Consider the following 25,346-nt stretch of genomic DNA (forward strand, 5'->3'; position numbering starts at 1 on the left):
CTTCTTTTTTATGAATCAGTTTTTCAGGGCTTTTCTGGCTATATTTATTGGACTTTCATCAATAACAGCTCAGGAACTTGAGAAAACATGGGAGTCTACAGCTTCCGAAAGTATATACTCTACTTTAGAGTTTAAGAAAGGAGAATTTAATTTTTCTTCAAACTCAATAGAAAATTTGAAAGGAGATTATATGTACCAAAATAACTTGTTGGTACTTTATCACAATGACTCCTTAAATTCAATTAAAAAATATAAAATAACTGAACTTACAGATTCTACGTTGGTTTTCTCAGGAAAAGAGATGCGTTTCAATTTGGTCTCTAAGAAGGAGGAAATAATCGCTAATCCAGAAATAAATGCAGGAGAAATAATACCCAATCAAGGGTTTTCATTTACCAGTTTATGGAGAGGGGTTCTAGGAATGGTAACTTTGATTTTTATCGCTTTTCTGTTCAGTAGTAATCGTAAAGCTATTAATTGGAAAACTGTTGGTATCGGTTTGGTGTTTCAATTAGTTATAGCAATTGGAGTTTTAAAAGTCGATTTTGTAAAGACCGTTTTTGAATATATCGGTCAAGGGTTTATTGCTATTCTTGGATTTACACAAGCAGGTAGTGAATTTCTATTTGGAGGGATGTTAGATATTAACTCTTTCGGATTTATTTTCGCTTTTCAGGTATTACCAACCATAATATTCTTCTCGGCTTTAACTTCTGTATTGTTTTATTTAGGATTGATTCAGAAAGTTGTAAAAGGCATGGGATGGTTGTTATCTAAAGTTCTTGGTATTTCTGGACCGGAAAGTTTGAGTGTTGCAGGTAATATTTTCTTAGGACAAACAGAAGCTCCTTTGCTTATTAAAGCGTATTTGGAGAAAATGAATAAGTCAGAGATACTCTTAGTTATGATCGGTGGAATGGCAACTGTTGCAGGTGCTGTTTTAGCTGCTTATATTGGCTTTTTAGGAGGTGAAGATGAAGCTCTACAATTATTTTATGCGAAGCATTTATTAGCAGCTTCAGTTATGGCTGCGCCAGGTGCGATAGTGATTTCAAAAATATTATTCCCTCAAACAGAAGAAGTAAATACAGATGTTACGGTGTCTCAAGAAAAAATAGGTTCTAATATCTTAGAAGCTATTGCAAACGGAACAACTGAAGGCTTAAGATTAGCAGTTAATGTTGGTGCAATGCTATTAGTATTCGTTGCTTTTATTGCTATGATAAATGGAATTCTTGAAGGCCTTGCGGGATTTGATGGTTTTACAATTGCATTCTTAAATATAGATTGGCATTTCACATCTTTAAATGAGATTATAGCAGATAATACACCATACGACAGTCTATCGCTAGAATTTCTTTTGGGTTATCTCTTCGCCCCATTAATGTGGCTTATAGGTGTTGCCTCTGAAGACATGGCATTGATGGGGCAGTTGCTTGGAATTAAACTAGCAGCAAGTGAATTTATTGGGTATATACAATTGGCTGATTTAAAAAATGCGGCAAACGCGACGCATCTTACTTATGAGAAGTCAATAATTATGGCAACTTATATGCTTTGTGGTTTTGCTAATTTTGCTTCAATTGGAATTCAAATTGGAGGGATTGGTTCTTTAGCACCAGGGCAGCGGACACAATTATCTAAATTTGGCATGAAAGCTTTAATTGGGGGAACAATTGCGTCCTTAATTTCTGCGACTATTGCTGGGATGATTATTGGATAATTAAGTCATATTGAAAATAATATAGCGCATAGACTAAAGCATTAGATATTACATTTGATGCTTTTTTTCTTTATTTTCGTATTGCTGAAAATCTAATCAGCAATTTAACATTAGAGTAAAGTTTAATTAAAAGAGATTCCCACTCTCGTGGGAAATGTTATGAAGGAATATCACGATTTAGTAAAGCATATTTTAGCAGAAGGCAACGAAAAAGGGGATCGCACCGGTACCGGAACAAAAAGTGTTTTTGGGTATCAAATGCGCTTCGATTTAAACGAAGGGTTTCCGATGGTAACTACCAAAAAGTTACATTTAAAATCTATAATATATGAATTGCTTTGGTTCTTAAAAGGCGATACTAATATCGATTATCTTACTGAAAATGGTGTAAAAATCTGGAATGATTGGGCGGATGAAAATGGTAATCTTGGACCCGTTTATGGTCATCAATGGCGAAATTGGGCTAGTGAAGAAATCGATCAAATTAAAGAGGTTATTCAAACTTTAAAAACCAATCCTAATAGTCGTAGAATGTTAGTTTCGGCTTGGAATCCTTCAGTATTACCAGATACATCTAAGTCATTTTCAGAGAATGTAGCAAATGGAAAAGCAGCTTTGCCTCCGTGTCATGCGTTTTTTCAATTTTATGTTGCTGATGGTAAATTATCTTGCCAACTCTACCAACGAAGTGCAGATACGTTTTTAGGCGTACCATTTAATATTGCATCTTATGCTTTATTTACAATGATGATGGCTCAAGTTTGTGGCTATGAAGCGGGTGATTTTATTCACACATTTGGTGATGCTCACATTTATAATAATCATAAGGAGCAGCTAGAATTACAATTGTCTAGAGATATTAGGCCGTTACCAAAAATGATTTTGAATCCTGAGATAAAAGATATTTTTGACTTTACATTTGAAGATTTCACATTGGTTGATTACAACCCGCATCCACATATTAAAGGTAAAGTTGCCATCTAAGTTTAGTCCATGAAGCATTTTTTTATTCTTATTGCATTTTTTGGAGGCTTAGTATTATCTGCTCAAGAAAAGACAAATAAACAATCTGAATTAGATTCTATAGCAGCTACAAATGATGTTGATAGCTTTAGTATCGTTGAAGACGTTCCCATATATAAAGGTTGTGAAAACAGGGTGACTTATGCTGAAAAAAAGGAATGTGCAAATCAAAAAATTGCTGATTTTTTCAAAGAAAATTATAATACAATACGTCCAAAAGATTCTGAAGTCTCTTCGGGTAAGGTTAGAGTGTTGGTAACATTTAGTGTTGACGAACAAGCAAATATTGTTGATGGCACAGCAGAAGGCCCAGATAAATATTTTGAAAATGAAGCATTGCGTGTTTTAAAATTATTACCTAAATTCTCATCTCCTGGTTATTTTCGAGGAAAAGCAATTAAAGTTCCTTTTTCTATACCTTTAGTTCTTTATGTAAACACTAAAAAAGATGAAGTTGTAGACGCCACTTATCCTGTATATAGAGGTTGTCATAAAGAGTTAAGTTTTGAAGAGACTAAACAATGCACTTCAGATAAAATTATGGATTATATCAAAGTGAGTTTCAACTATGAACTCGCTGATAAAGTATTTCCTACGGAGTTAACGACCCAGTTTCTAGTAGAGTTTATTATTAATAAAAAAGGTAAAACTGAGCATATAAATGTTAAGGCACACCATAAAGCCATTGCTATAGATGTAATTCAACTTATAAAACGAATGCCTAAATTTAAAACGCCAGGAACACGTAATGGTAAACCCATAGCTACAAAATTTAGTGCTTTAGCTACAATTCGGTTGTTATGATAAACAAAAAAAAGCATCTCGAACTGAATCGAGATACTTTTAGAATGTCTTTTTATTATAGAAAAATCTATAAATTGATTACACAGTTTTCGTCTCCTGCAAATTCGTTAAATGCATAAGAATCCGCCGCATCATCATTGATATAAGCACCGTCAACCAAATATCTAAACTCATAAGACGTATCTTTAGCTAAATCTAAAGTGCCTTTAAAAGTTCCGTTCTTTTGTTTTTTTAATTCAGTAGCTTCAGTATTCCACTCGTTAAAGCTTCCAACAACAGCTACATTTTTTGCCTCTTTTGCAGGAACAGAAAATGTTACTTTACAAACAGGTTTAGATTTTAAATACTGTTTTTTAATTGCCATAATAATAAATTTAGAGAATAGAATTAATTATATAACAAAAATAGAAAAGATTTCAGTTCGAATAATTGTTTAAATGCCTAAAAACTAAAGATTTATCGATTTAATAATATTGGGTTCAATTTAGCGTATACAACATAAAATTTTCATGCTTATTTTAACGGATTAATAATAGAAGATATTAATTATATTCTATTGATTTTCAGTGTTATCGTTTTCGAAAAGAAAAAAATAGAAAACTGCTATAATCTCACAATTCTTTTGGTGAAAATAAAGTATCTTTATCTTATTAAATTGCGATTATGTTCGGGAAGAAAAAACAAGTTACTAGTATAGATAAAGATCAATTAGAGCTGATTGAAAATGCTCAAAAACGTATTAAGCAGAAGAAGCGACTGTATGTGCATTTCGTTATCTTTTTAATTGGTGCTGTCTTTTTAATTTTAGCGAATACGGTTTTAAAAATTGGCGCAAATTTTAAACCAGCTGGTGTTGATTGGTTTGTATATGCAATTTTAGCATGGTTCTTTCTTTTTATTTATCACTTTGTAAGTGTTTTTGTTACCAATAAATTTATGGGAAAGGATTGGGAGAAACAACAGTTAGAAAAACTGGTAAATCAGCAAGAGGCGCGTATAGATAAGTTAAAACAGAATTTTATTAAAGAAGAAACTAAAATTGCTCAGACGCAAGCATATACAGAAACAAACAAAAAAGACATCATAGCACAGAAAAAAAAATCTAGTGAGTTAACGATCATTGTAGCTGCCGGTGAAGATAATGCTATAGGAAAAGATAACGATTTAATTTGGCATCTTAGTGACGATCTTAAGCATTTTAAGTCTCTTACTAATGGACACCACATAATTATGGGGAGGAAGACTTTTGAAAGCTTTCCAAAACCGTTACCAAATCGTACACATATTGTTATTACAAGACAAGAAGATTACAAAGCACCCAATGGTGTTATTGTCGTTAATTCATTGCACGATGCCTTAGATGCGGCAAGATCGGATAAACAGCCTTTTGTTATCGGAGGAGGCGAAATTTATAAACAAGCACTGTCTATAGTTGATAAACTTGAAATAACTCGTGTTCATGCCAAGTTTGAAAATGCTGATACGTTCTTTCCGGAGATTGATGAGCCCAATTGGCAAGAAGTTAATAGAACAACGCATGATGCTGACGAAAAACATGCGTATGCGTTTTCGTTTATAACATATTTAAAGAAGTAGGAACGTTATAACTCGTCTTTGATATATTATTTCTATAAGTTTCAGAAATAAAAAACACCCTAGCTATAACGTAGTTAGGGTGTTTTTATGATATCTATTGAATGAAGCTAATTAAATTTCAAAAGCAGCTTTTACTTTATCAACATAATCTAACTTTTCCCAAGTAAATAATTCTACATCTAAAGTAATAGGTTCACCATTTGGTTGCTCAAATGATTTTGTAACCATTTCATTCTGTCTTCCCATGTGTCCATAAGCTGCAGTTTCACTATATATTGGCTGACGTAATTTTAAACGCTCTTCAATAAAAGCTGGTCGCATATCAAATAGTTTTTCAACTGTTTTTGCAATTTCACCATCTGTTAAATTAAAATGGCACGTGCCATAAGTATCAATAAAAATTCCCATCGGTTTAGCAACACCAATAGCATATGAAACTTGCACTAAAACTTGGTCACATAAACCTGCAGCTACTAAATTTTTAGCAATATGTCTCGTAGCATAAGCAGCACTACGGTCTACTTTACTTGGGTCTTTTCCAGAAAAAGCTCCACCTCCGTGTGCGCCTTTTCCACCGTAAGTGTCTACAATAATCTTACGACCTGTTAAACCAGTATCACCATGAGGGCCACCAATTACAAACTTACCGGTTGGATTAATGTGATAGGTAATATCATCATTAAACAATTCTTGAATATGCTCAGGTAACTTAGCAATAACTCTAGGAATCAATAGTTCAATGATATCCTTACGAATTTTAGCCAGCATTTCTTCATCAGCAGCTACAATATCAGCTTTAGAATTGGATTTTGGTATTACGAAATCGTCGTGTTGTGTTGAAACTACGACTGAGTCTATACGTTGTGGTATGTTATCATCACTATATTCGATGGTAACCTGACTTTTAGAATCTGGTCTGATATAAGTAATGTCTTTATTTTCGCGACGTACTTCTGCAAGTTCTTTTAAAATTCTATGTGATAAATCTAAAGCCAATGGCATATAATTATCGGTTTCGTTGGTAGCGTAACCAAACATCATTCCTTGGTCACCAGCACCTTGCTCTTCTTTAGTTGCTCTATCTACACCACGGTTAATTTCTTCTGATTGCTCGTGTATAGCAGAAAAAACGCCACAAGAATTACCATCAAACATATAGGCACTTTTTGTGTAACCTATTTTATTAATGGTGTCTCTAGCTATTTTTTGCACATCGAGGTAGGTGTTCGATTTTACTTCCCCAGCCAGAACAACCTGTCCTGTAGTAACAAGAGTTTCACAAGCAACCTTAGACTCTGAGTCAAAAGCTAAAAAGTTATCGATTAGAGCATCACTAATTTGATCTGCTACTTTGTCTGGGTGTCCTTCAGATACACTCTCTGAAGTAAATAAATATGGCATATGTCCTATGTTTAGGTTATATTAAATCTACGGAAAAATTTCAGATTGCTTGGTCGCTAGAGAAGTAGAAAACTTACTGCTTTAGCATTTTTTGTTTCAGCAGAATTTAATTCTGCGTCAGAGGTTGCAATCAGATCAAATTTTTCCTCTCAATTTTTGATGATACAAAAGTAGAAAAATTATATGGAATGAAATTTTAATTCATCTTTTTTATGAATTTATTAGGTTTTAATGAATTCTGAACTACAATTTAGTCTTCAAGATTTATAAAAAAGTACTAGATTTACATTATGCTTTCAAAGAAAACAAAATACGGAATTAAAGCCTTGGTACACTTAGCGCGACAGCGAGATCGAATGCCTGTTCAAATTTCTACAATTTCAAAATCAGAGAATATTTCTCAAAAATTTTTGGAAAGTATATTATTGACTTTGAGAAAAAATGGATTATTAGGGTCTAAAAAAGGTAAAGGTGGTGGGTACTATTTATTAAAGGATCCAAATGAAATTCCTATGACAACAGTGATGCGGTTGCTAGAAGGCCCAATCGCAATGGTGCCTTGCGTAAGTTTAAATTTTTACGAAAAATGCGCTGATTGTACAGACGAAGACGCGTGTGCCGTAAATAAATTAATGTTAAAAGTGCGCGATAATACACTCGAAATATTCCGAAATACTACGTTGGCTGATTTGTCTAATTAGCATATTCTTATTTTTTTTAATCTTTTTTTTTGATTTTTTTAGGTGCTATACTAGATTAAATTTATATGTTTGCATTACCCTAGTAAATCTATAGGGTAAAAGGATTTAGAATTAAGGACAGAATATGAATAAGGCATTACAAGTAAATTTGAGTTTGGAAAAAGATGAACATGTTTCTTCTGCCCCTCAAGAAAATATTAAAATAAGTATTGCTAAAACAATTAGTTGGAGGCTGATAAGCACTTTAACACTTGCATTTACAATAGGGGTATAGAATTAATATCTAAAATGGTACTTTACTTTTTTAAGAACGTACTTGGAATAACATAAAATGGGCAAAATGATTGATATAGATATAGAAGTTTGGAATAAAAAATTAAGAGATAAAACTCCTGATGAAATTGCTGAATGGGCATTAAAGTTATCTGATAATAGAATTGTAACGACAAGTTTCGGAATCTATTCTTCGGTCTTGTTGAGTACAATGTCTAAACTAGATGACGCTATAAGGGTGGTATGGTGCGATACCTTGTACAACCAACCAACTACATACGACCATGCTTCTAAATTGATAGAAAAGTATAAGCTTAATATTCTAAAGTATCAAAGTTTATATACTAGAGAAGAGATTGATTCTACCATAGGATTACCAAGTTTAGAGGATGACAATCATGCGATTTTTTCAGAAGCCGTGAAGCTTGAGCCATTTAGACGAGCTTTAAAGGAACAGAATCCAGATGTGTGGTTTACTAATATCAGGGTAAGACAAACAGAATATAGAGACAAGAAAAATATTTTAAGTTATAGTAAAGATGGTATTCTTAAAGTGAGTCCATTTTACTATTGGAGCGATTCGGATTTAGACCAATATATAGAGGACAATAAGTTAGCTAAGAACAGTTATTATTTCGATCCTATAAAAGCACTTCTCAATAGAGAATGTGGTATACATTTTCAATAAATAGAACAGATGCAAAGTTTCAGAACAGAATTAGAAAATCCGGTAGTACAAAAGGACATCCTAGAATTAGCTCATAAAATTGAACTTTTTCAAAATGGAAAAATCGACGAAGAAAAATTCAGGAGTCTTCGTCTAGCCCGAGGTATTTATGGACAACGCCAAGAAGGTGTGCAAATGATTAGAATCAAATTGCCTTATGGTAAAGTGTTGAGTCATCAGTTGCGACGTATTGCTGAAGTATCGGATGAATATTCTCGAAGCCGATTACATATCACTACACGCCAAGATATTCAGATCCATTACGTGGATATCAATAGAACACCTGAACTTTGGGCAGAATTGGAGCGCGATGATGTTACAATTAGAGAAGCTTGTGGTAATACCGTAAGAAACGTTACGGCAAGTGAAACTGCTGGTATTGATATCGATGAACCTTTTGACGTGTCCCCGTATGCAGATGGCATATTTAAATTCTTTTTACGGAATTCTGTTTGTCAAGAGATGGGAAGAAAGTTCAAAGTGTCGTTTTCAAGTTCAGATGAAGATACAGGATTATCGTATATGCACGATTTAGGTTTTATAGCCAAAATTAAAGATGGAGTTAAAGGTTTTAAAGTGCTATTGGGAGGTGGATTAGGATCGCAGCCAAGGCATGCCGATTTGTTTTACGAGTTTTTACCATCAGACAAAATTATTCCTTTAATGGAAGGGGTTTTAAGAGTTTTTGATCGCTATGGTGAACGAAAAAGTAGAGCCAAAGCACGACTTAAATTCTTAATAAAAGATATCGGGTTAGAGGCCTTTAAAACATTAGTTGAAGACGAACAGAATGCGATAGAATTCAAATCAGTTGCAATTGATACTTCAGGTTATAAAATTTCAAAGCCCGTGTCTGCAACCGCACCAAACGTAGAAATTAAAAATATAGAAGCTTATAATTTATGGAAATCTACCAATGTCATTCCTCAAAAACAAGAAGGTTATGTGGCTATCGGAATTAAAGTTTTATTAGGTGACTTCTACACTGATAAAGCACGTTTATTGGCCGACTTGGTAGAGCAATATGCAGCAGGAGAGTTAAGGTTGAGTTTAAGACAAAACATCTTAATCCCTTTTGTGAAAGAAGATTTATTACCTTTTTTCTATACAGAATTAGAAAAATTAGGCTTCGTTGAAGCGGGTTATAATAAAGCGGTCGATATTACCGCATGTCCAGGAACAGATACTTGTAATTTAGGAATTTCGAGTAGTACAGGAATTGCAGAAGAATTAGAACGCGTTATTAAAACGGAGTATCCACAATATTTAGAGAACTCTGATTTAGTTATTAAAATCAGTGGCTGTATGAATGCTTGCGGGCAGCACAATATGGCTAATATTGGTTTTCAAGGAATGTCTATTAGAACCAAAGACAAATTAGTAGCGCCTGCATTGCAAGTGCTTTTAGGTGGTGGAAACTTAGGGAATGGAAATGCCTATTTCGCTGATAAGGTGGTTAAAATTCCGAGTAGAAGAGGGCCTGAAGCTTTAAGAAGAATCTTAAATGATTATGAAAAACAGGCTAACGGAAAATTATTTGTCGATTACTATAAAGAACAGGGTGAAAAATATTTTTATCACTTATTAACAGATTTATCAGATACAGAAAATCTTACTCAAGAGGATTTTATTGATTGGGGAACAAATGAGCAGTATGTTAAGGCTATCGGAATAGGGGAGTGCGCAGGGGTTGTTATCGATTTAATTGCAACACTTTTCTTAGAAAGTGACGAGAAAATAGATGAATCAAAAATAGCGTTTAATAATAAAGTTTACTCAAGCGCTATTTATGAAGCGTATCGTTCCATGGTAAATTCGGCTAAAGCGATTTTGCTGTCAGAAAATATTAGTACCAATACCCAGGCAGGTATTATTGCACAATTTGATGAGTTGTTTGTAGAAACTAAAAAAATAGAATTAGGGACCTCTTTTTCGGATCTCATTTACCAGATAAAAGTATTTCCTCCAACAGAAGACTTTGCTAGTAATTATATAAACGCAGCAGAACATTTTTTAAAAAGTGTAAGAGCTTTTAGAGACGCACAAGTTGCATAAAACCAATAGTATGACACCAAGATTAACGATAGTAGGCGCAGGTCCAGGAGATGTAGATTTAATTACTGTAAAAGCAATTAAAGCAATTAAGGCTGCCAATGTTATTTTATATGATGCCCTTGTAAATGTTGATTTACTAGAGTATGCTTCACCAAGTACAGAATTGATCTTTGTTGGAAAACGAAAGGGGTGTTATGCTTATCAACAAAATCAAATAAATGAATTAATAGTGCAACGCGCTTTAAGATTTGGTCATGTTGTTCGTTTAAAAGGTGGTGATCCATTCATATTTGGCCGTGGTGCAGAAGAATTGGATTATGCTAAGGAATATGCCATTGAAGTGGCTGTTGTTCCTGGGATTTCGTCATCGGCTGCTGTACCAGCATATCAAGGTATTCCATTAACGAAACGAAACGCTGCCGAAAGTTTTTGGGTCATTACAGGAACTACAAAATCTCATGAGATTTCTGGGGATATTGCATTAGCCGCAAAATCTACAGCTACTGTAGTTATTTTAATGGGTATGAGTAAACTTTCAGAAATTGTTCAAATTTTTTCTAAGGAAGGAAAGTCTGAAACTGCTGTTGCCATTATTCAAAATGGGACAAGACCTAATGAAAATGTTGGTATTGGCAAAATGTCTAATATTGAATCGATTGTTAAAGAACAGCAACTTTCAAATCCAGCAATTATCATCATAGGTGAAGTTGTTAATCAACGTGTAGATCTAACAGATATTTACACCAAAGCTGATTTAGCTCAATATAAAATACAAAAGCAAATAGCTTAACTATGGAACGGAATAATTTATACCCGATCTTTTTAAAAGCTAAAAATCTCAATGTCTTAATTATTGGCGGTGGTAATGTTGCGGAAGAGAAATTAACTTTTCTTTTAAAATCTAGCCCAGATGCCAATGTGACGATGGTGTCACCAATGTATAGAGAAGGAACGATTGCAATTGCTAACACCGGAAACGTAAAACGTGTTGACGATATTTATAAAAATGGCTATTTAAAAGGACATCATATGGTGATCGCAACAACGGATCAGCCCGAAGTTAATATCAAAGTGTATAACGATTGTCGCTCGCAAAACAAATTGGTCAACGTTGCCGATAATCCACCATACTGCGATTTTTACATGGGAGGCATCGTCACAAAAGGTAATGTGAAAGTGGCGATTTCTACTAATGGACAATCGCCAACCACAGCAAAACGATTACGTCAGTTTTTTGAAGATGTAATACCAGAAAATATAGATGATTTGGTAAAGAATCTCAATATATATAGAAAAACAATAAAAGGAGACTTTGAGCAGAAGGTCGAAAAATTAAACGAATTCACTAAAGGTTTAGTCGAAAAAATGTAGATTATGATTACAACAGATATACTTATTATAGGAGCAGGACCAACAGGTTTATTTACAGTATTTGAAGCTGGATTGCTAAAATTAAAGTGCCATTTAATTGATGCATTGCCCCAACCTGGTGGTCAGTGTTCCGAATTATATCCTAAAAAACCAATTTATGATATTCCAGGATTTCCAGAGATATTGGCTGGCGATTTAACCTCAAATTTATTAGAACAAGGTAAACAATTTCAACCTGGTTTTACTTTAGGTGAACGCGCAGAAACGATTGAGACTTTAGAAGATGGAAGTTTTATTGTAACGACAAATAAAGGCACACAACATCATGCCCCTATTATTGCCATTGCTGGTGGTTTAGGAAGTTTTGAACCAAGAAAACCACAATTAGAAAATATAGATATCTACGAAGACAATGGATTAGCGTATTTTATTAAAGATCCAGAAGTGTATCGTGATAAAAAAGTGGTAATTGCAGGTGGAGGAGATTCAGCTTTAGACTGGAGTATTTTCTTAGCAAATGTCGCTTCAGAAGTGACTTTGGTACATAGGCGAAATGAATTTAGAGGTGCTTTAGATTCTGTAGAACGCGTGCAAGAATTAAAATTACTCAACAAAATTAACATCATCACCCCAGCCGAAATTACAGGTTTACACGGAGACGAAAAAATAGAAGGTGTTTCAGTAACTAAAGATGGTGTAACTCAGGTATTAGATGCAGATGCTTTTATTCCATTATTTGGTTTGTCTCCAAAACTGGGTCCAATAGGAGATTGGGGACTTGAGATAGAAAAAAATGCGATTAAAGTAGATACTGTAGATTATCAAACTAATATTCCTGGTATTTATGCTATTGGAGATGTCAACACTTATGAAGGGAAATTAAAGTTAATTCTTTGTGGTTTTCATGAGGCGACTTTAATGTGTCAATCCGCATATAAAAGACTAAATCCTGGAAAGAAATTTGTTCTAAAGTATACAACTGTTAGTGGTATAAATGGTTTTGATGGTACAAGAAAAGAATCTCCAAAAGCTGTAGTTAAAGCTATCTTATAATGCAAGATATTACCATACATGTTATAGACCGAAATGGTAAAAAGCATTCCATTGCGGCTCCGACAGATATGGCAATGAATGTAATGGAGATTATACGTTCTTATGAGTTGGCACCAGAGGGTACCATCGGAATTTGTGGTGGCATGGCGATGTGTGCATCTTGTCAATGCTACGTCAACTCTAAGCATATGTTAAATGTAATGGAAGACGATGAAGAAGCGATGCTGTCTGAAGCTTTTAATGTAAAAGAGAATAGCAGATTGAGTTGTCAGATTCCTATTTCTGAGATCTTACATGAGTTAGAAATAGAATTAGCTCCAGAATCTTAAAAATGAATTCAAATACATAACAATTTCTTAGGTTTTAATTAACAAAAGAATGTTCATTTAGTTAGATATTTGCACTTTATTATTAAGCCCCTAATCATGAAATTAATAAATAAGTATAAATCAGATTTTAGATTTGCTTTGCAACTTTTGGTGTTAACAGCTATAGCGTTAATCGCTACGTTATTTGTATAAAGTCTTGCCACTTACTTGAATGTCTAATTGTAATTATTGACTATTTTTGCACCTCAATAATTGCCAATGCGAAATCTATTATGTACAATTTTATTATTAATGTCTATAGTTCTCTATGGACAACAGGAAAAGCATAATACGTACTTTGATCTCAATTATTTCGGGGGCAATATCGCACTTCACAATAATAGTATTGCTCATTTAATTAAAGGACATCCTGAAGGTTTTATTTTTAGTTGGAATAAAAAAACGTTTGGAAACGAAGCTTGGGAACAACGTTATAATTATCCAGATTATGGGGCGTCCTTCATTTATCAAGATCTAAAGAATGAAACATTAGGGAACAATTTTGGTCTCTATGCGCACTATAATTTTTATTTTCTTAAACGTAATATGATGTTACGGATAGGACAAGGTTTAAGTTTCTCCACCAACCCTTATGATAAGATTGAAAATCCTAAAAATGTAGCATTTGGGTCAGATATTTTGAGTTCAACCTATTTGATGATTAATTACAAAAAGGACCGTCTTATTAATCGTTTCGGCATTCAAACGGGGCTTACTTTGATACACTATTCAAATGCCAATGTTAAGGCGCCAAATACAAGTGTAAATACAATAGCCTTCAATTTGGGGATAAATTATCAGTTAGATTCTGAAGAAAGTGAATTTATGGAGACTGTTGACGACGAAAAATTCACTGAAAAAATAAAATATAATTTTGCTTTTAGATCAGGAATCAACGAAAGTGACGTTATTGGAAGTGGGCAATTTCCATTTTATGTGTTGTCTGGTTATGCAGATAAACGCTTAAGCCATGTTAGTGCCATTCAAGTTGGTGCAGATGTATTCTTTTCAAACTTCTTAAAGGAATTAATTTATTACCAATCTGTTTCGCTTCCTCAGGAAAACGTTAATGGAGATGAAGATCATAAGCGTGTTGGCCTTTTTGTAGGGCATGAATTATTTATTAATAGAATGTCGGTTGAAACGCAATTAGGCTATTATGTATACTATCCTTTCGATTTTGAAGGTAGAACATATCTAAGAATAGGTTTAAAACGGTATTTTGGAAAAAAACTTTTCGGAGCTATAACCTTGAAGTCGCATGGAGCAAAAGCAGAAGCTGTAGAATTCGGAATAGGAGTAAGGTTATGAAAAAATTAGTTTACATATTTAGCTTGTTCATATTAGCTTGTAATAGCGAAGATGCTAACGATTGTTTTCAAACATCTGGACGCATCATTCAACAAGAAGTTTCAGTGCCTAGTTTTGAACGTATTCTTGTTCATAAAGATGTCGAACTGATTATTAAAGATGCACCCGATTATAAAGTCACAATTGAAACGGGTGAAAATTTAATGAACGATGTTACAGTGGAAGTAGTTGGAGATCGATTGGTTTTAACGGATAATAATTCCTGTAACTATGTAAGAGATTATGGTATTACCAAAATATATGTGGAAACACCTACGCTTACTGAAATAAGAACATCTACACAATATGATATTTCTTCAGAAGGTATTTTAAATTATGAAACGTTGACTTTGATTTCCGAAGACTATAATGAAGAAAATGAATTTACCGTTGGTGATTTTAGGCTCAATATTAATTCTCAAAGTCTGAATATAGAATCCAATAACCTGTCATTTTTCTATATTGAAGGCGCAGTAGATAATTTGTTTGTAGGGTTTTATGCAGGTGCAGGTCGTTTTGAAGGTGAAAATTTATGGGCGGATAACGTACATGTTTACCATCGCGGAAGTAATGATATGGTTGTTAATCCACAGCAAACGTTAACCGGGAATCTTAGAGGTACAGGCGATTTAATTTCAGTTAATGAACCAGCAATTGTAGATGTTGAGATTATCTATACTGGACGTTTGATGTTCCAATAATCAATTAAATGTTCAGTAAAATTACTAACACAATACTTATTGCTAGAAAACCGATGCGTTTATTCCAATTCTCATTAAGAACGGTTTTAAAACTTTTGGTTCCTAAGAAATAACACCACCGTAAAGAGGCTCCGATAAGTTTAGGTAACGATTCAAAGATTGCTGTGAAAAGAAGCTCTATTAAAAATTCCACTGCGATACTATTTAGTTAGCTCATGAAACAAACTCTCTAAACTCGTATTCTTTTGGTTGAGTTGTAGAATTTTTAGTTCATTATCATGTGCAAAATCAAACACATGAGAGCGCATGTCTGCTTTAGTAGAAAACGTAATTTCATAAACAAAGCCGTAAGTGTTGGTAACAGATTTTACTTTTGGTAGTCTCAACAGAAAGGCATCTTCAACTCTAAAGTCAAATTCAACAATCACTATTTGTTCTTGGCCATCTCGCAGATCTTTTAAATATTTATCTGCAACCACTTCGCCTTTATTAATTATAATTACACGATCGCACATCGCTTCAACTTCTTGCATAATATGTGTAGATAAAAACACTGTTTTTTCTTTACCAATACTTTTGATGAGGTTTCGTATATCTATTAATTGGTTAGGGTCTAAACCAGTTGTAGGTTCGTCTAATATTAAAACATCAGGATTGTGCAACAGAGCGTTTGCCAAGCCTACACGCTGTCTGTAACCTTTAGAAAGCTGGCCTATTTTTTTATGAGCTTCTGGTTTTAATCCCGTTAATTCTATAACTTCTTCAATGCGCGATTTAGGCGTGCCATAAACATTCGCGTTAAAATTCAAATATTCTTTAACGTATAAGTCAGTGTAAAGCGGATTGTGCTCTGGTAAATACCCAACACTACTTTGTACATTCTTCTTTTCTGAAGTCACGTCAAACCCATTTACACTTGCAGAACCTTCAGAAGCTTCAATATAAGTGGTTAAGATTTTCATCATAGTAGATTTTCCAGCACCATTTGGGCCTAAAAAACCAACGATTTCTGCATCATTTACCTTAAAAGAAACATTGTTAAGTGCTTTCTGATCTTTGTATAATTTGGTAATGTTTAAAACTTCGATTGACATACAGATATAATTTATTCAAAAATAGTTAATTCCGAATATTGTAATGCAATTATTGTTAATTCTTTAAAACTTTGCGATTATTTGGAAAAAACTAATTCAACAATTTTGATTTGTGAAAATAATAATTACATTAGCCATATAATTAAAGATTTCCACTGTTGTGGAAAATGAATATGAACATATCTAGAGCATATTATAACTGGTTTTATTTCTTTTTTAGCTAAAGGAACGAGACTGAGTATGTTTTATTTAAAATATAGTTTTAAAAGTCTCGATTTAATCGAGACTTTTTTTATGTCAATTTTTTAGAAGTTGACAAATGTTGAACTGTTTTCAGGACATAAATAAGATTAATAAATTTTGAAGAAACCAATTGCCATACAAGGAATTAAAGGATCATTTCATCATGAAGTTGTTCAGCGTTATTTTAATGGTGAAGCTGAGGTTGTGGAATGTATGACTTTTGATAGTGTTATTGATACACTACTAGAGGAGCAAACGGATGAAATTGTAATGGCTTTAGAAAATTCTATTGCAGGATCAATTATTCCTAATTATGCGTTAATCGATAATCATAATTTAAGTATTGTTGGTGAATGCTATTTAGATATTCAGCATAGTTTAATGGCGCTAAGTAATCAATCTATTGAAGATATTTTAGAGGTGCATTCTCATCCTATGGCGTTATTACAATGTAAGGTGTTTTTTAGAGATTATCCGCATATAAAATTGGTGGAAGCTAAAGATACAGCTGATGTTGCGAAACAGATTTCAGAACAAAATTTAAAAGGCATTGCAGCCATAGCGAGTAAAAATGCGGCAACATTATATGGTCTTAATGTTTTAGCAGAAAGTATTCAGACTATAAAACATAACGAAACGCGTTTTGTTATTGTGCGACGTGAAAATAATCATACTGATAACGCCCATATTAATAAAGCATCTTTAAAGTTTGAATTAGATCATAAACGTGGCAGTTTAGCAGCTTTGTTAAATGTGTTGAGTGATTGTAAACTAAATCTTACCAAAATACAATCATTACCAAAAATTGATACCCCTTGGAAATATGCGTTTTTCGTGGATGTTACTTTTGTGGATTATAAAGATTACGATAAGGCGAAGTCTATTATTGGCTTAATGGCAGAGAATTTTAAAATATTGGGAGAATATAAAAATGCAAGACAATGATAGAAGTTGCAAAACGATTACAAAATGTTGAAGAATACTACTTTTCTAAGAAGTTAAGAGAAGTGGCGCTTTTAAAATCTCAAGGCAAACCCATTATTAATTTAGGTATTGGGAGTCCAGATTTAGAGCCACCTTTTAAGGCGTCTATGTTACTTCAAGATAGTTTATTAGATGAGAAAGCACACCAATATCAAAGTTATCAGGGCTTGCCAGAACTGAGGGAAGGGATTTCAAGTTTTTATAAAAACCATTATCAAGTTCATTTAAGTTCGCAAACAGAAGTATTGCCTTTAATGGGGAGCAAGGAAGGTATAATGCATATTTCTATGGCTTTTTTAAATAAAGGAGATAAAGTGTTGATTCCTAATCCTGGGTATCCAACATATGCATCGGTAACTAAACTTTTGGAAGCAAAGCCGGTATTTTACGATTTAAAGGAAGGTAATAATTGGGAACCAGATTTTGCTGCTTTAGAGCGTTTAGATTTAAAACGAGTTAAAATTATGTGGATTAACTATCCGCATATGCCGACAGGAGCAAATGCCACAAATAAATTTTATGATAAGGTGATTGCCTTTGGAAAACGACACGATATTTTAATAGTAAATGATAATCCATACAGTTTTATTCTTAACGATAAACCAATAAGCATCTTAAGATACAAGAATGCTAAGGATGTTTGTTTAGAACTAAACTCATTAAGCAAAACCTTTAATATGGCAGGCTGGCGTGTTGGCATGTTAGTTGGTAATTACGATTTTATAAGTGCTGTTTTACGCGTGAAAAGTAATATGGATTCCGGTATGTTTTATGGCATACAAAAAGGAGCAATTGAGGCTTTGAAATGTTCGGAGATGTGGTTTAAGAGTTTAAATAGCGTATATCACCGCAGAAGAGCATTGGTTTGGAAACTTGCCAAGGGGCTTAATTGTACTTATGATGAATATGCTTCCGGACTGTTTGTGTGGGCAAAATTACCACCCCATTTAAAGTCCGAAGAGTTTACAGACTTAGTATTAAAAGAACATTCTATATTCATTACACCAGGTACAGTGTTTGGTAGCAATGGAGAAGGCTATGTAAGGTTTTCATTATGTGCTTCTGAAGAGATTATTGAAGAAGCCATTGCAAGGGTATAGGTAATAAGCAGTGACAATTAAAAAATTAAAAGTGAATAATATTTTTATCATAGGAGTGGGATTAATCGGAGGGAGCTTTGCGTTAGACATAAAGGCATTACATCCAGAATGTAAGGTTTTTGGTATTGATACAACTGAAGCACATCTTGAAGAGGCAATGCAATTGGGAGTCATTGATGAAAAGGCAAGTTTTGAAGATTTAAATAAAGCAGAAATTGTAATTATAGCAATTCCTGTAGATGCAACTTTAGAGGTTTTGCCAAAGGTTTTAGATCATATTTCGGATGACGCCATTGTCTTCGATGCAGGTTCTACTAAAGAAGATATTTGTGATAAAGTGAGAAATCACCCAAAGCGAAGAAATTATTTAGCAGTGCATCCTATTGCGGGTACAGAGCATTCTGGACCAAAAGCAGCGATTCATAGCTTGTATAAAAACAAGACGAATATCATCTGTGAAGTTGAGGAAACAGCCTTCAAGCTTCAAGAAAAAGCGTTAAAGTTGTTTTCAGATTTAGGAATGCGTATTCGTTATATGAATCCTAAAGCACACGATAAGCATATTGCGTACGTTTCTCATTTATCGCATATTAGTGCGTTTATGTTGGGGAAAACGGTAATTGACAAAGAACGAAATGAACGCGATATTTTTGATATGGCAGGTAGTGGATTTGCGAGTACAGTGCGTTTAGCAAAAAGTTCGCCAGCGATGTGGACACCGATTTTTAAGCAAAATAAAGCCAATGTTATAGAGACTTTAGATGAGTATATCGATAATCTAAAGCATTTTAAGCAGTTGATGGAAGACAATGATTTTGACGCTGTTTATAACGAAATGGAAAAAACAAATCACATAAAAGATATATTAAACGGAATACAATAGTAATTAAGAATAAAAGCAAAATGGAAAACAAGAAAGAAATGAGAACTTGGTTGGATGATATGAATCTAGATCATCCATTAGTAATTGCAGGTCCTTGCAGTGCAGAAACAGAAGAGCAAGTATTAAGAATAGCACACGAGCTAAAAGATACTGATGTTAATTACTATAGAGCAGGTATTTGGAAACCAAGAACACGTCCAGGAAATTTTGAAGGAGTAGGAGCTTTAGGTTTAAAATGGTTGCAAAAAGTTAAGGAAGAAACAGGAATGAAAACCTGTACAGAAGTTGCAAACGCAGCACATGTGAAATTAGCCTTAGAGTATGATGTAGATTTATTATGGATTGGTGCACGTTCTACAGTGAGTCCATTTATTATGCAAGAAATTGCTGATGCCTTACAGGGAACAGATAAAATTGTATTGGTTAAGAATCCAGTAAATCCCGATTTATCATTATGGTTAGGTGGTATTGAAAGATTATATTCTGCAGGAATTAAAAACTTGGGAGCGATACATAGAGGGTTTTCTACGTATGAAAAATCGAAATATAGAAATATACCAGAATGGCAATTGGCTATTGAGTTTCAAAATAGATTTCCAGATTTACCTTTAATTAATGATCCTTCTCATATTACAGGAAATAGAGATATGATTTTAGAGGTTTCTCAAACGGCTTTAGATCTTAATTTTGACGGTTTAATGATCGAAACACATTTCGATCCTGAAAATGCATGGAGTGATGCTGCACAGCAGGTAACCCCAAGTAGTCTTATTCAGATTATGAAAGACTTAAGGATTAGAAAAGAATCAGATCCTGAAGCAGAGTATAATAAAGATCTTAATAATTTAAGAGCACAAATAGACGTTGTAGATAATCAGATAATTGATTTGTTAGGCAAGCGTATGAAAGTTGCTGATGGTATTGGGTTACTTAAAAAAGAAAAGAATGTTGCTGTTTTGCAAAATAAACGTTGGAACGAAATCTTAGGTAAAATGGTCTTAGAAGGAGATGAGAGAGGACTTAGCGAAGAATTTATTTTAAAAATGTTTAAAGCGATTCATCAAGAATCTATTAACCATCAAGAAAAGATTATCAACAAGTAAATTGAACTGTAACAAAAAAAAAGGCTCGCGAATGGCGAGCCTTTTTTTATATGTAATTAATTGACACGTTTAAACGTATAACGTGTTACAAAAATACCTTGCCCATCTCCTTTACCGCTGTCACTTTCTACAGCGCTATTTATAAACATAAGTTCCCAACCTTCTTGTGCCATGCTCGTGAGTTTAGAACTAACGACAGCGTCATTAGCAACGATATTTTGAAAACGAATGCCACCAATGTTATAAAAGTTTAATAATTTAGTTTCCTCAAAATCCTTTACACGTATATCTCCACGTTTAGATTTGTTTCTACCACTGTCTTCTTCAGTTTGTCCAGATGTGAAATCTTCGTAATCTCTATCCACGTTAGATGAGATTAAGCGCGAACGTCCCAAACCACTAGAGACAATAGATTCTATACTGGTAATTACTTTGTATTCTACTTCAGGAACTGTTTTTTCATTCTGAACAAAAGAGAAGGAAATAATCCCTGTAATGATTAATCCGATAATAAGTAAATTTTTTTTCATGATGAATGTTTTATGTTTTAACACTCGAAATTAAGTATTTTTTTAGTTTAAAATCGTTTCTTTGTTACACTATAAGGAACATGACAGGAACAGTATATAAATCTACAGGCAGTTGGTACACTGTAAAAACCCTAAATGGTAAATTCTATGAATGTAGAATTAAAGGCCGTTTTAGATTGGATGGTATTAAAAGTACCAACCCTATTGCTGTTGGAGATAAAGTTGAATTTGAACTAGAAGCAAAGAATAATACCGAAACAGGTGTAATTCACAAAATTGAGGAACGTAAAAACTACATCGTTCGTAAGTCGGTTAACCTTTCTAAGCAAACGCACATCATTGCTTCAAACATTGATCAAGTGTTTTTATTAGTGACCATAGATAATCCACCAACATTTACAACATTTATCGATCGGTTTTTAGTGACAGCAGAAGCGTATTCTATTAAAACAGTGTTACTATTTAATAAAGTAGATACCTATGATGAAGAGACTTTTCTAGAGGTAAAGTATCTTGCTAGTGTATACAGAGCAATAGGTTACGAGTGCATTGGTATTTCTGCAACCACAGGAAAAAACATCGATCAGGTTAAAGCCTTAATGGAAGGTAAAGTAAGCATGTTTGCTGGTCATTCAGGTGTTGGTAAATCTACTTTAGTAAATGCTATTGAACCTTCCTTAGACTTAAAAACAAAAGCGATCTCAACGCAACATAGTCAAGGGCAACATACCACAACATTTGCAGAAATGTTTGATCTAAGTTTCGATGCAGTTATTATCGATACCCCAGGAATTAAAGGCTTTGGAGTTGTTGATATGGAAAAAGAAGAAGTTGGGGATTATTTTCCTGAGTTTTTTGCTTTAAAACAAGATTGTAAGTTTAATAATTGTATTCATCTCAACGAGCCAAAATGTGCTGTAAAGGATGCTCTAGAAGCTAATGAGGTTTCTTATTCAAGATACAAAAGTTATGTGCAGATTTTAGAAGGAGAAGATGAGCATTACAGAACGGATAATTGGGATGAGGCGTAATCATTTCTTGTTTGTCTTGGCTAGGTTGAATAAAGTTATCAATTTATGAGAATAGTAATACAAAGAGTTTCTGAAGCTTCAGTTACTATAGATAATTCTGAAGTCGCAGCAATTCAAAAAGGACTTTTAATTTTGTTGGGAATCGAAAATGAGGATACTCAAGAAGACATTGACTGGCTTTGTAATAAAATCACTAATCTTCGTATTTTTCCAGATGAAGATGGTATGATGAATATCTCCTTAAAAGCTTCCGAAGGAGAGGTTATTTTAGTGAGTCAATTCACACTTCACGCTAGTACAAAAAAAGGAAATCGCCCAAGTTATATTAGAGCAGCAAAACCAGATATTGCCATTCCTTTGTATGAAGCGTTTATTAAGACGCTGAAAACTACATTAGGTAAATTTATACAAACTGGTGAGTTTGGTGCCGATATGAAAGTGCATTTGGTCAACGACGGTCCGGTTACCATAATTATAGACTCAAAAAATAAAGAATAACACCCAGGGGGTATCGTAACATTTATAGTTTTAAATTTTTCTTTGTCACTTCGTTAAGTGGAAATCACGTTATATGGTTTGAAAGTCATCAGTATTCAATTTCGAATTGAATAATAGCAATTAAGTAGTTAAGCTAGGGGGGCAACGAATAAATTAGGAACGTAGTAAATTTAGATTAGAAATAGTTTGGGGTATTGCTTTTCCTTTATATATTAGTAAATCTAAACCTATCAAAACTGCCTAATGCTCAAATCTCTATCCGCTAAGATTCACCTTTCTTCTTACTTGTTTTTTGTTTCAATTTTTAGTTTTTCTCAATCTGAAGACACCTATATTGCAATGCTTGCTCCACAAGAACTTACAACAAAAGTTAATGCGGTTGTTAGGTATGATAATCAAAAAATAGAGATAAATGCTATAGATAATATGGTGGTACATACAAAGCGTATCGTTACAGTTTATAACAAATACGGAGATAAGCATGCCAACTCTTTAGAATTTTATAGTGAAAACTCAAGTGTTAAAACGATAGAAGCTAGAATTTACGATAGTTTTGGTGAAGAAATAAAGAAGATAAAGAAGAATGACTTTACAGATAATAGCGCTGTAAGTGGAGGAACATTATATTCTGATAGTCGTGTTAAGTATTATGATTACACACCTACTAGTTACCCTTATACTATTGAGTTTATATCAGAAGTGAAACATAATACTACAGCTTTTATTCCCCAATGGAGGCCAATAAACGGTTATTTTTTAGCCATTCAATTTGCCGAGTATAAAATTGAAAATAATTCAGGAATACCTTTAAAACTTAAAAAGGAAAATATTGAGAATAATAACGTAGTTGAAGTCTCAAAGAATCATTTTAGAATCGAGAATTTACCAGGGATTAACTACGAATCGTATAGCCCTTCGCTCGTTACATTTACCCCTAATGTAAAACCAGCACTTACGAAGTTTAATATGAATGGTGTGGAAGGTGTAAACACTAATTGGCAAGATTTTGGAAAATGGGTTTATGGTGAGCTTTTAACTGGTACCGATATATTACCGCAATCTGCTATAGACGACGTAAAAGCCCTAACTAAAGGAGTAGATGATAAAATTGAGCGTGCCAAATTGGTTTATAAATACATGCAAGATAGAACACGTTATATCAGTGTACAGATAGGAATAGGCGGTTGGAAACCGATGTTAGCAGACGACGTAAGTAAGCTTGGTTATGGGGATTGTAAAGGTTTAACGAACTATACAAAAGCATTATTGGAAGCCGTAGGTGTGCCTTCTTATTATACGTTAGTTTTTGGAAGTCGTAATATTTTAGATATTGATGATGAGTTTTCATCAGCTCAAGGGAATCACGCTATTCTTTGTGTTCCTAATAACGGTGAGAATATTTTCTTAGAGTGCACAAATCAAACTAATCCTTTTGGGTTTTCTGCTGGTTTTACAGATGATAGATCTGTATTACTAGTAAAGCCAGAAGGTGGAGAAATAGTACGAACTAAAATTTATGAAGCAGAAGAGAGCCTTCAAAAAACAACCGCTAATGTTATTATGGATGCCACAGGTGGTTTTACGGCAAATGTAACTGTTAAAACTACAGGTTATCAGTATAGTCTACATGATGGTATTCAAAATAAAACTGAACAAGATCAGCACATCTATTACAAGGACTATTGGGATAATATCAATAATATCTTTATTGAAAATATCAATATTATAAATGATAAAGAAATTATTGTTCTAAGTGAAGCGGTTAAGTTATCAGCAACAAATTATGCGTCAAAGAGTGGTGATCGACTTATTTTTCAACCCAATATGTTTAATACGGTGACTTCCATTCCTTCGAGATATACGGATCGGAAATTAGAATTTAAAGTAGACCGTTCTTTTAAAGACACTGATGAATTTATTATTCAGTTACCCGAGGGTGTAAAGGTCGAAGCCATGACAGAGGCTAAAGAAATTAAAACCAAGTTTGGTACCTACAGTTTTAAATTAGAAAAATTAGAAGCCAATAAGTTGAAATACACTAGAACTTATATTTTACTGAAAGGAAACTATCCAAAGGAAGACTATAAAGCCTTTAGAGAGTTTAGAAAACAGATTGTAAAACACGATAAAAGTAAAGTGGTATTGATTAAGGCTTAATGATTTCTAATGTAATAATTCAACCTAGTCACCAATTCAATAATTAAAAAGCTACTATTTGCATTGGTAATAGTATTAATTTCTAACTTTTTAAGTGCTCATAATTATGACTTTGATGACATTTAAATTGCCGAACTAAAAGAAAGACATCTTATAAAAGTTTCAGCTTCTTCTGCAACCATTTTTCTATCACAATGAAGATATAAGTTTCTTTTTTTTGTCATTAAGAATTACAGATGTACAATGAGACTAGAGCTCACAACGACATTAAATAATATTAAAATTATTGATACGACGTATTCCTCTTTTTTCTCTGTTATTTTTAGCGACTAAAGAAAACCCATTTAAGTTGGAAGAAAGTAAATATCCAATCGATTTGATAATTCCTGATAGAGATAAATATATGGTTTATAGTATCCGACCCAAAGGCTATGATGTAGAATCGTTACAAAAGTCTGAAGCATTAGAGTTTAAAGATACTAACGTAACATTTATGTATCTTGTTCAGTAAAATAGAAAATATTTGAAATTAAAGACGTAATTAGATAATGCTAATCCTTTAATTTACCAGTAGATT

Annotated in this window: 24 protein-coding genes; 20 read left to right on the top strand and 4 right to left on the bottom strand. The window is 33.4% G+C overall.

Features of this window, described 5'->3' with window-relative positions; translation table 11 throughout:
- Positions 1-10: 10 nt before the first annotated feature.
- The 3 genes from HM986_RS13755 (at position 11) to HM986_RS13765 (ending at position 3,550) form a co-directional block, all read left to right on the top strand.
- Entirely contained in the window at positions 11-1,723 is a 1,713-nt protein-coding gene (locus HM986_RS13755; protein WP_179335671.1) for a NupC/NupG family nucleoside CNT transporter, read from the top strand.
- Between the two features lie 159 nt (positions 1,724-1,882).
- Positions 1,883-2,707 (top strand): thymidylate synthase, encoded by an 825-nt coding sequence (locus HM986_RS13760; protein ID WP_179335672.1) that lies wholly within the window; start codon positions 1,883-1,885, stop codon positions 2,705-2,707.
- A 9-nt stretch (positions 2,708-2,716) separates the two neighbouring features.
- Positions 2,717-3,550 (top strand): energy transducer TonB, encoded by an 834-nt coding sequence (locus HM986_RS13765; RefSeq protein WP_179335673.1) that lies wholly within the window; start codon positions 2,717-2,719, stop codon positions 3,548-3,550.
- A gap of 67 nt (positions 3,551-3,617) precedes the next feature.
- Here HM986_RS13765 and HM986_RS13770 read toward each other — a convergent pair whose 3' ends face one another.
- Positions 3,618-3,914 (bottom strand): isoamylase early set domain-containing protein, encoded by a 297-nt coding sequence (locus HM986_RS13770; protein WP_179335674.1) that lies wholly within the window; start codon positions 3,912-3,914, stop codon positions 3,618-3,620.
- 299 nt (positions 3,915-4,213) lie between these two features.
- On the opposite strand from HM986_RS13770, the gene HM986_RS13775 reads away from it, so the two are divergent.
- Positions 4,214-5,146: a dihydrofolate reductase gene (locus HM986_RS13775; protein WP_179335675.1), complete on the top strand. Its 933-nt coding sequence runs from the start codon at positions 4,214-4,216 to the stop codon at positions 5,144-5,146.
- 111 nt (positions 5,147-5,257) lie between these two features.
- On the opposite strand, the gene metK is transcribed toward HM986_RS13775, so the two are convergent.
- Positions 5,258-6,547, bottom strand: a complete 1,290-nt coding sequence (metK, locus tag HM986_RS13780) for a methionine adenosyltransferase (RefSeq protein ID WP_179335676.1) — start codon at positions 6,545-6,547, stop codon at positions 5,258-5,260.
- A 290-nt stretch (positions 6,548-6,837) separates the two neighbouring features.
- Between metK and HM986_RS13785 the strand changes: the two genes are divergently transcribed.
- The 9 genes from HM986_RS13785 (at position 6,838) to HM986_RS13825 (ending at position 15,146) form a co-directional block, all read left to right on the top strand.
- A complete protein-coding gene (locus HM986_RS13785; protein WP_179335677.1) occupies positions 6,838-7,248 on the top strand; it encodes an RrF2 family transcriptional regulator in 411 nt (136 codons plus the stop codon).
- Between the two features lie 340 nt (positions 7,249-7,588).
- On the top strand, positions 7,589-8,209 hold the full coding sequence (locus tag HM986_RS13790; RefSeq protein ID WP_179335678.1) for a phosphoadenosine phosphosulfate reductase domain-containing protein: 621 nt from the start codon (positions 7,589-7,591) through the stop codon (positions 8,207-8,209).
- 9 nt (positions 8,210-8,218) lie between these two features.
- A complete protein-coding gene (locus HM986_RS13795; RefSeq protein ID WP_179335679.1) occupies positions 8,219-10,303 on the top strand; it encodes a HEPN domain-containing protein in 2,085 nt (694 codons plus the stop codon).
- A gap of 10 nt (positions 10,304-10,313) precedes the next feature.
- On the top strand, positions 10,314-11,093 hold the full coding sequence (cobA, locus tag HM986_RS13800) for a uroporphyrinogen-III C-methyltransferase (protein ID WP_179335680.1): 780 nt from the start codon (positions 10,314-10,316) through the stop codon (positions 11,091-11,093).
- A gap of 2 nt (positions 11,094-11,095) precedes the next feature.
- Positions 11,096-11,674, top strand: a complete 579-nt coding sequence (locus HM986_RS13805; RefSeq protein ID WP_179335681.1) for a precorrin-2 dehydrogenase/sirohydrochlorin ferrochelatase family protein — start codon at positions 11,096-11,098, stop codon at positions 11,672-11,674.
- Between the two features lie 3 nt (positions 11,675-11,677).
- Positions 11,678-12,727: an NAD(P)/FAD-dependent oxidoreductase gene (locus HM986_RS13810; protein ID WP_179335682.1), complete on the top strand. Its 1,050-nt coding sequence runs from the start codon at positions 11,678-11,680 to the stop codon at positions 12,725-12,727.
- Entirely contained in the window at positions 12,727-13,056 is a 330-nt protein-coding gene (locus HM986_RS13815; RefSeq protein ID WP_179335683.1) for a 2Fe-2S iron-sulfur cluster-binding protein, read from the top strand. Before HM986_RS13810 ends, HM986_RS13815 begins: the two co-directional genes overlap by 1 nt.
- 258 nt (positions 13,057-13,314) lie before the next feature.
- Positions 13,315-14,406, top strand: a complete 1,092-nt coding sequence (locus tag HM986_RS13820; protein ID WP_179335684.1) for an acyloxyacyl hydrolase — start codon at positions 13,315-13,317, stop codon at positions 14,404-14,406.
- Positions 14,403-15,146 (top strand): head GIN domain-containing protein, encoded by a 744-nt coding sequence (locus tag HM986_RS13825; RefSeq protein WP_179335685.1) that lies wholly within the window; start codon positions 14,403-14,405, stop codon positions 15,144-15,146. The genes HM986_RS13820 and HM986_RS13825 overlap by 4 nt, the downstream gene beginning before the upstream one ends.
- A gap of 200 nt (positions 15,147-15,346) precedes the next feature.
- Here the strand turns inward: HM986_RS13825 and gldA are convergent, their stop codons facing one another.
- Positions 15,347-16,240 (bottom strand): gliding motility-associated ABC transporter ATP-binding subunit GldA, encoded by an 894-nt coding sequence (gene gldA, locus HM986_RS13830; protein ID WP_179335686.1) that lies wholly within the window; start codon positions 16,238-16,240, stop codon positions 15,347-15,349.
- A gap of 360 nt (positions 16,241-16,600) precedes the next feature.
- Here gldA and HM986_RS13835 point away from each other — a divergent pair, with 360 nt between their 5' ends.
- From HM986_RS13835 to HM986_RS13850, 4 genes are read left to right on the top strand one after another with little or no spacing between them, the layout of a single operon-like run.
- Positions 16,601-17,428: a prephenate dehydratase gene (locus tag HM986_RS13835; RefSeq protein WP_179335687.1), complete on the top strand. Its 828-nt coding sequence runs from the start codon at positions 16,601-16,603 to the stop codon at positions 17,426-17,428.
- Positions 17,425-18,567, top strand: coding sequence for a pyridoxal phosphate-dependent aminotransferase (locus HM986_RS13840; protein WP_179335688.1), 1,143 nt, complete (start codon positions 17,425-17,427; stop codon positions 18,565-18,567). The genes HM986_RS13835 and HM986_RS13840 overlap by 4 nt, the downstream gene beginning before the upstream one ends.
- 31 nt (positions 18,568-18,598) lie before the next feature.
- Positions 18,599-19,450, top strand: coding sequence for a prephenate dehydrogenase (locus tag HM986_RS13845; RefSeq protein ID WP_179335689.1), 852 nt, complete (start codon positions 18,599-18,601; stop codon positions 19,448-19,450).
- Between the two features lie 20 nt (positions 19,451-19,470).
- Entirely contained in the window at positions 19,471-20,553 is a 1,083-nt protein-coding gene (locus tag HM986_RS13850; protein WP_179335690.1) for a bifunctional 3-deoxy-7-phosphoheptulonate synthase/chorismate mutase type II, read from the top strand.
- A gap of 56 nt (positions 20,554-20,609) precedes the next feature.
- On the opposite strand, the gene HM986_RS13855 is transcribed toward HM986_RS13850, so the two are convergent.
- The gene (locus HM986_RS13855) at positions 20,610-21,083 is read right to left on the bottom strand and encodes a hypothetical protein (RefSeq protein WP_179335691.1); all 474 of its coding nucleotides are present in this window, start codon (positions 21,081-21,083) and stop codon (positions 20,610-20,612) included.
- Positions 21,084-21,163: 80 nt separating this feature from the next.
- Here HM986_RS13855 and rsgA point away from each other — a divergent pair, with 80 nt between their 5' ends.
- The 3 genes from rsgA (at position 21,164) to HM986_RS13870 (ending at position 24,769) form a co-directional block, all read left to right on the top strand.
- Entirely contained in the window at positions 21,164-22,114 is a 951-nt protein-coding gene (gene rsgA / locus HM986_RS13860; RefSeq protein ID WP_179335692.1) for a ribosome small subunit-dependent GTPase A, read from the top strand.
- A gap of 45 nt (positions 22,115-22,159) precedes the next feature.
- Positions 22,160-22,612, top strand: coding sequence for a D-aminoacyl-tRNA deacylase (gene dtd / locus HM986_RS13865; protein ID WP_179335693.1), 453 nt, complete (start codon positions 22,160-22,162; stop codon positions 22,610-22,612).
- A 243-nt stretch (positions 22,613-22,855) separates the two neighbouring features.
- Complete coding sequence (locus HM986_RS13870) at positions 22,856-24,769, top strand: DUF3857 domain-containing protein (RefSeq protein ID WP_179335694.1); 1,914 nt, start codon at positions 22,856-22,858, stop codon at positions 24,767-24,769.
- Positions 24,770-25,346 lie beyond the last annotated feature (577 nt).

Origin of the sequence: Winogradskyella costae (genome assembly GCF_013403865.1) — a bacterium.
Lineage (GTDB): Bacteria > Bacteroidota > Bacteroidia > Flavobacteriales > Flavobacteriaceae > Winogradskyella > Winogradskyella costae.

What these genes read in the sequence shown, in the direction of transcription:
- HM986_RS13755 (WP_179335671.1), top strand. Translation starts at nt 11, where the DNA reads ATGAATCAGTTTTTCAGGGCTTTTCTGGCTATATTTATTGGACTTTCA.
- HM986_RS13760 (WP_179335672.1), top strand. Translation starts at nt 1,883, where the DNA reads ATGAAGGAATATCACGATTTAGTAAAGCATATTTTAGCAGAAGGCAAC.
- HM986_RS13765 (WP_179335673.1), top strand. Translation starts at nt 2,717, where the DNA reads ATGAAGCATTTTTTTATTCTTATTGCATTTTTTGGAGGCTTAGTATTA.
- HM986_RS13770 (WP_179335674.1), bottom strand. Translation starts at nt 3,914, where the DNA reads ATGGCAATTAAAAAACAGTATTTAAAATCTAAACCTGTTTGTAAAGTA.
- HM986_RS13775 (WP_179335675.1), top strand. Translation starts at nt 4,214, where the DNA reads ATGTTCGGGAAGAAAAAACAAGTTACTAGTATAGATAAAGATCAATTA.
- metK (WP_179335676.1), bottom strand. Translation starts at nt 6,547, where the DNA reads ATGCCATATTTATTTACTTCAGAGAGTGTATCTGAAGGACACCCAGAC.
- HM986_RS13785 (WP_179335677.1), top strand. Translation starts at nt 6,838, where the DNA reads ATGCTTTCAAAGAAAACAAAATACGGAATTAAAGCCTTGGTACACTTA.
- HM986_RS13790 (WP_179335678.1), top strand. Translation starts at nt 7,589, where the DNA reads ATGATTGATATAGATATAGAAGTTTGGAATAAAAAATTAAGAGATAAA.
- HM986_RS13795 (WP_179335679.1), top strand. Translation starts at nt 8,219, where the DNA reads ATGCAAAGTTTCAGAACAGAATTAGAAAATCCGGTAGTACAAAAGGAC.
- cobA (WP_179335680.1), top strand. Translation starts at nt 10,314, where the DNA reads ATGACACCAAGATTAACGATAGTAGGCGCAGGTCCAGGAGATGTAGAT.
- HM986_RS13805 (WP_179335681.1), top strand. Translation starts at nt 11,096, where the DNA reads ATGGAACGGAATAATTTATACCCGATCTTTTTAAAAGCTAAAAATCTC.
- HM986_RS13810 (WP_179335682.1), top strand. Translation starts at nt 11,678, where the DNA reads ATGATTACAACAGATATACTTATTATAGGAGCAGGACCAACAGGTTTA.
- HM986_RS13815 (WP_179335683.1), top strand. Translation starts at nt 12,727, where the DNA reads ATGCAAGATATTACCATACATGTTATAGACCGAAATGGTAAAAAGCAT.
- HM986_RS13820 (WP_179335684.1), top strand. Translation starts at nt 13,315, where the DNA reads ATGCGAAATCTATTATGTACAATTTTATTATTAATGTCTATAGTTCTC.
- HM986_RS13825 (WP_179335685.1), top strand. Translation starts at nt 14,403, where the DNA reads ATGAAAAAATTAGTTTACATATTTAGCTTGTTCATATTAGCTTGTAAT.
- gldA (WP_179335686.1), bottom strand. Translation starts at nt 16,240, where the DNA reads ATGTCAATCGAAGTTTTAAACATTACCAAATTATACAAAGATCAGAAA.
- HM986_RS13840 (WP_179335688.1), top strand. Translation starts at nt 17,425, where the DNA reads ATGATAGAAGTTGCAAAACGATTACAAAATGTTGAAGAATACTACTTT.
- HM986_RS13850 (WP_179335690.1), top strand. Translation starts at nt 19,471, where the DNA reads ATGGAAAACAAGAAAGAAATGAGAACTTGGTTGGATGATATGAATCTA.
- HM986_RS13855 (WP_179335691.1), bottom strand. Translation starts at nt 21,083, where the DNA reads ATGAAAAAAAATTTACTTATTATCGGATTAATCATTACAGGGATTATT.
- rsgA (WP_179335692.1), top strand. Translation starts at nt 21,164, where the DNA reads ATGACAGGAACAGTATATAAATCTACAGGCAGTTGGTACACTGTAAAA.
- dtd (WP_179335693.1), top strand. Translation starts at nt 22,160, where the DNA reads ATGAGAATAGTAATACAAAGAGTTTCTGAAGCTTCAGTTACTATAGAT.
- HM986_RS13870 (WP_179335694.1), top strand. Translation starts at nt 22,856, where the DNA reads ATGCTCAAATCTCTATCCGCTAAGATTCACCTTTCTTCTTACTTGTTT.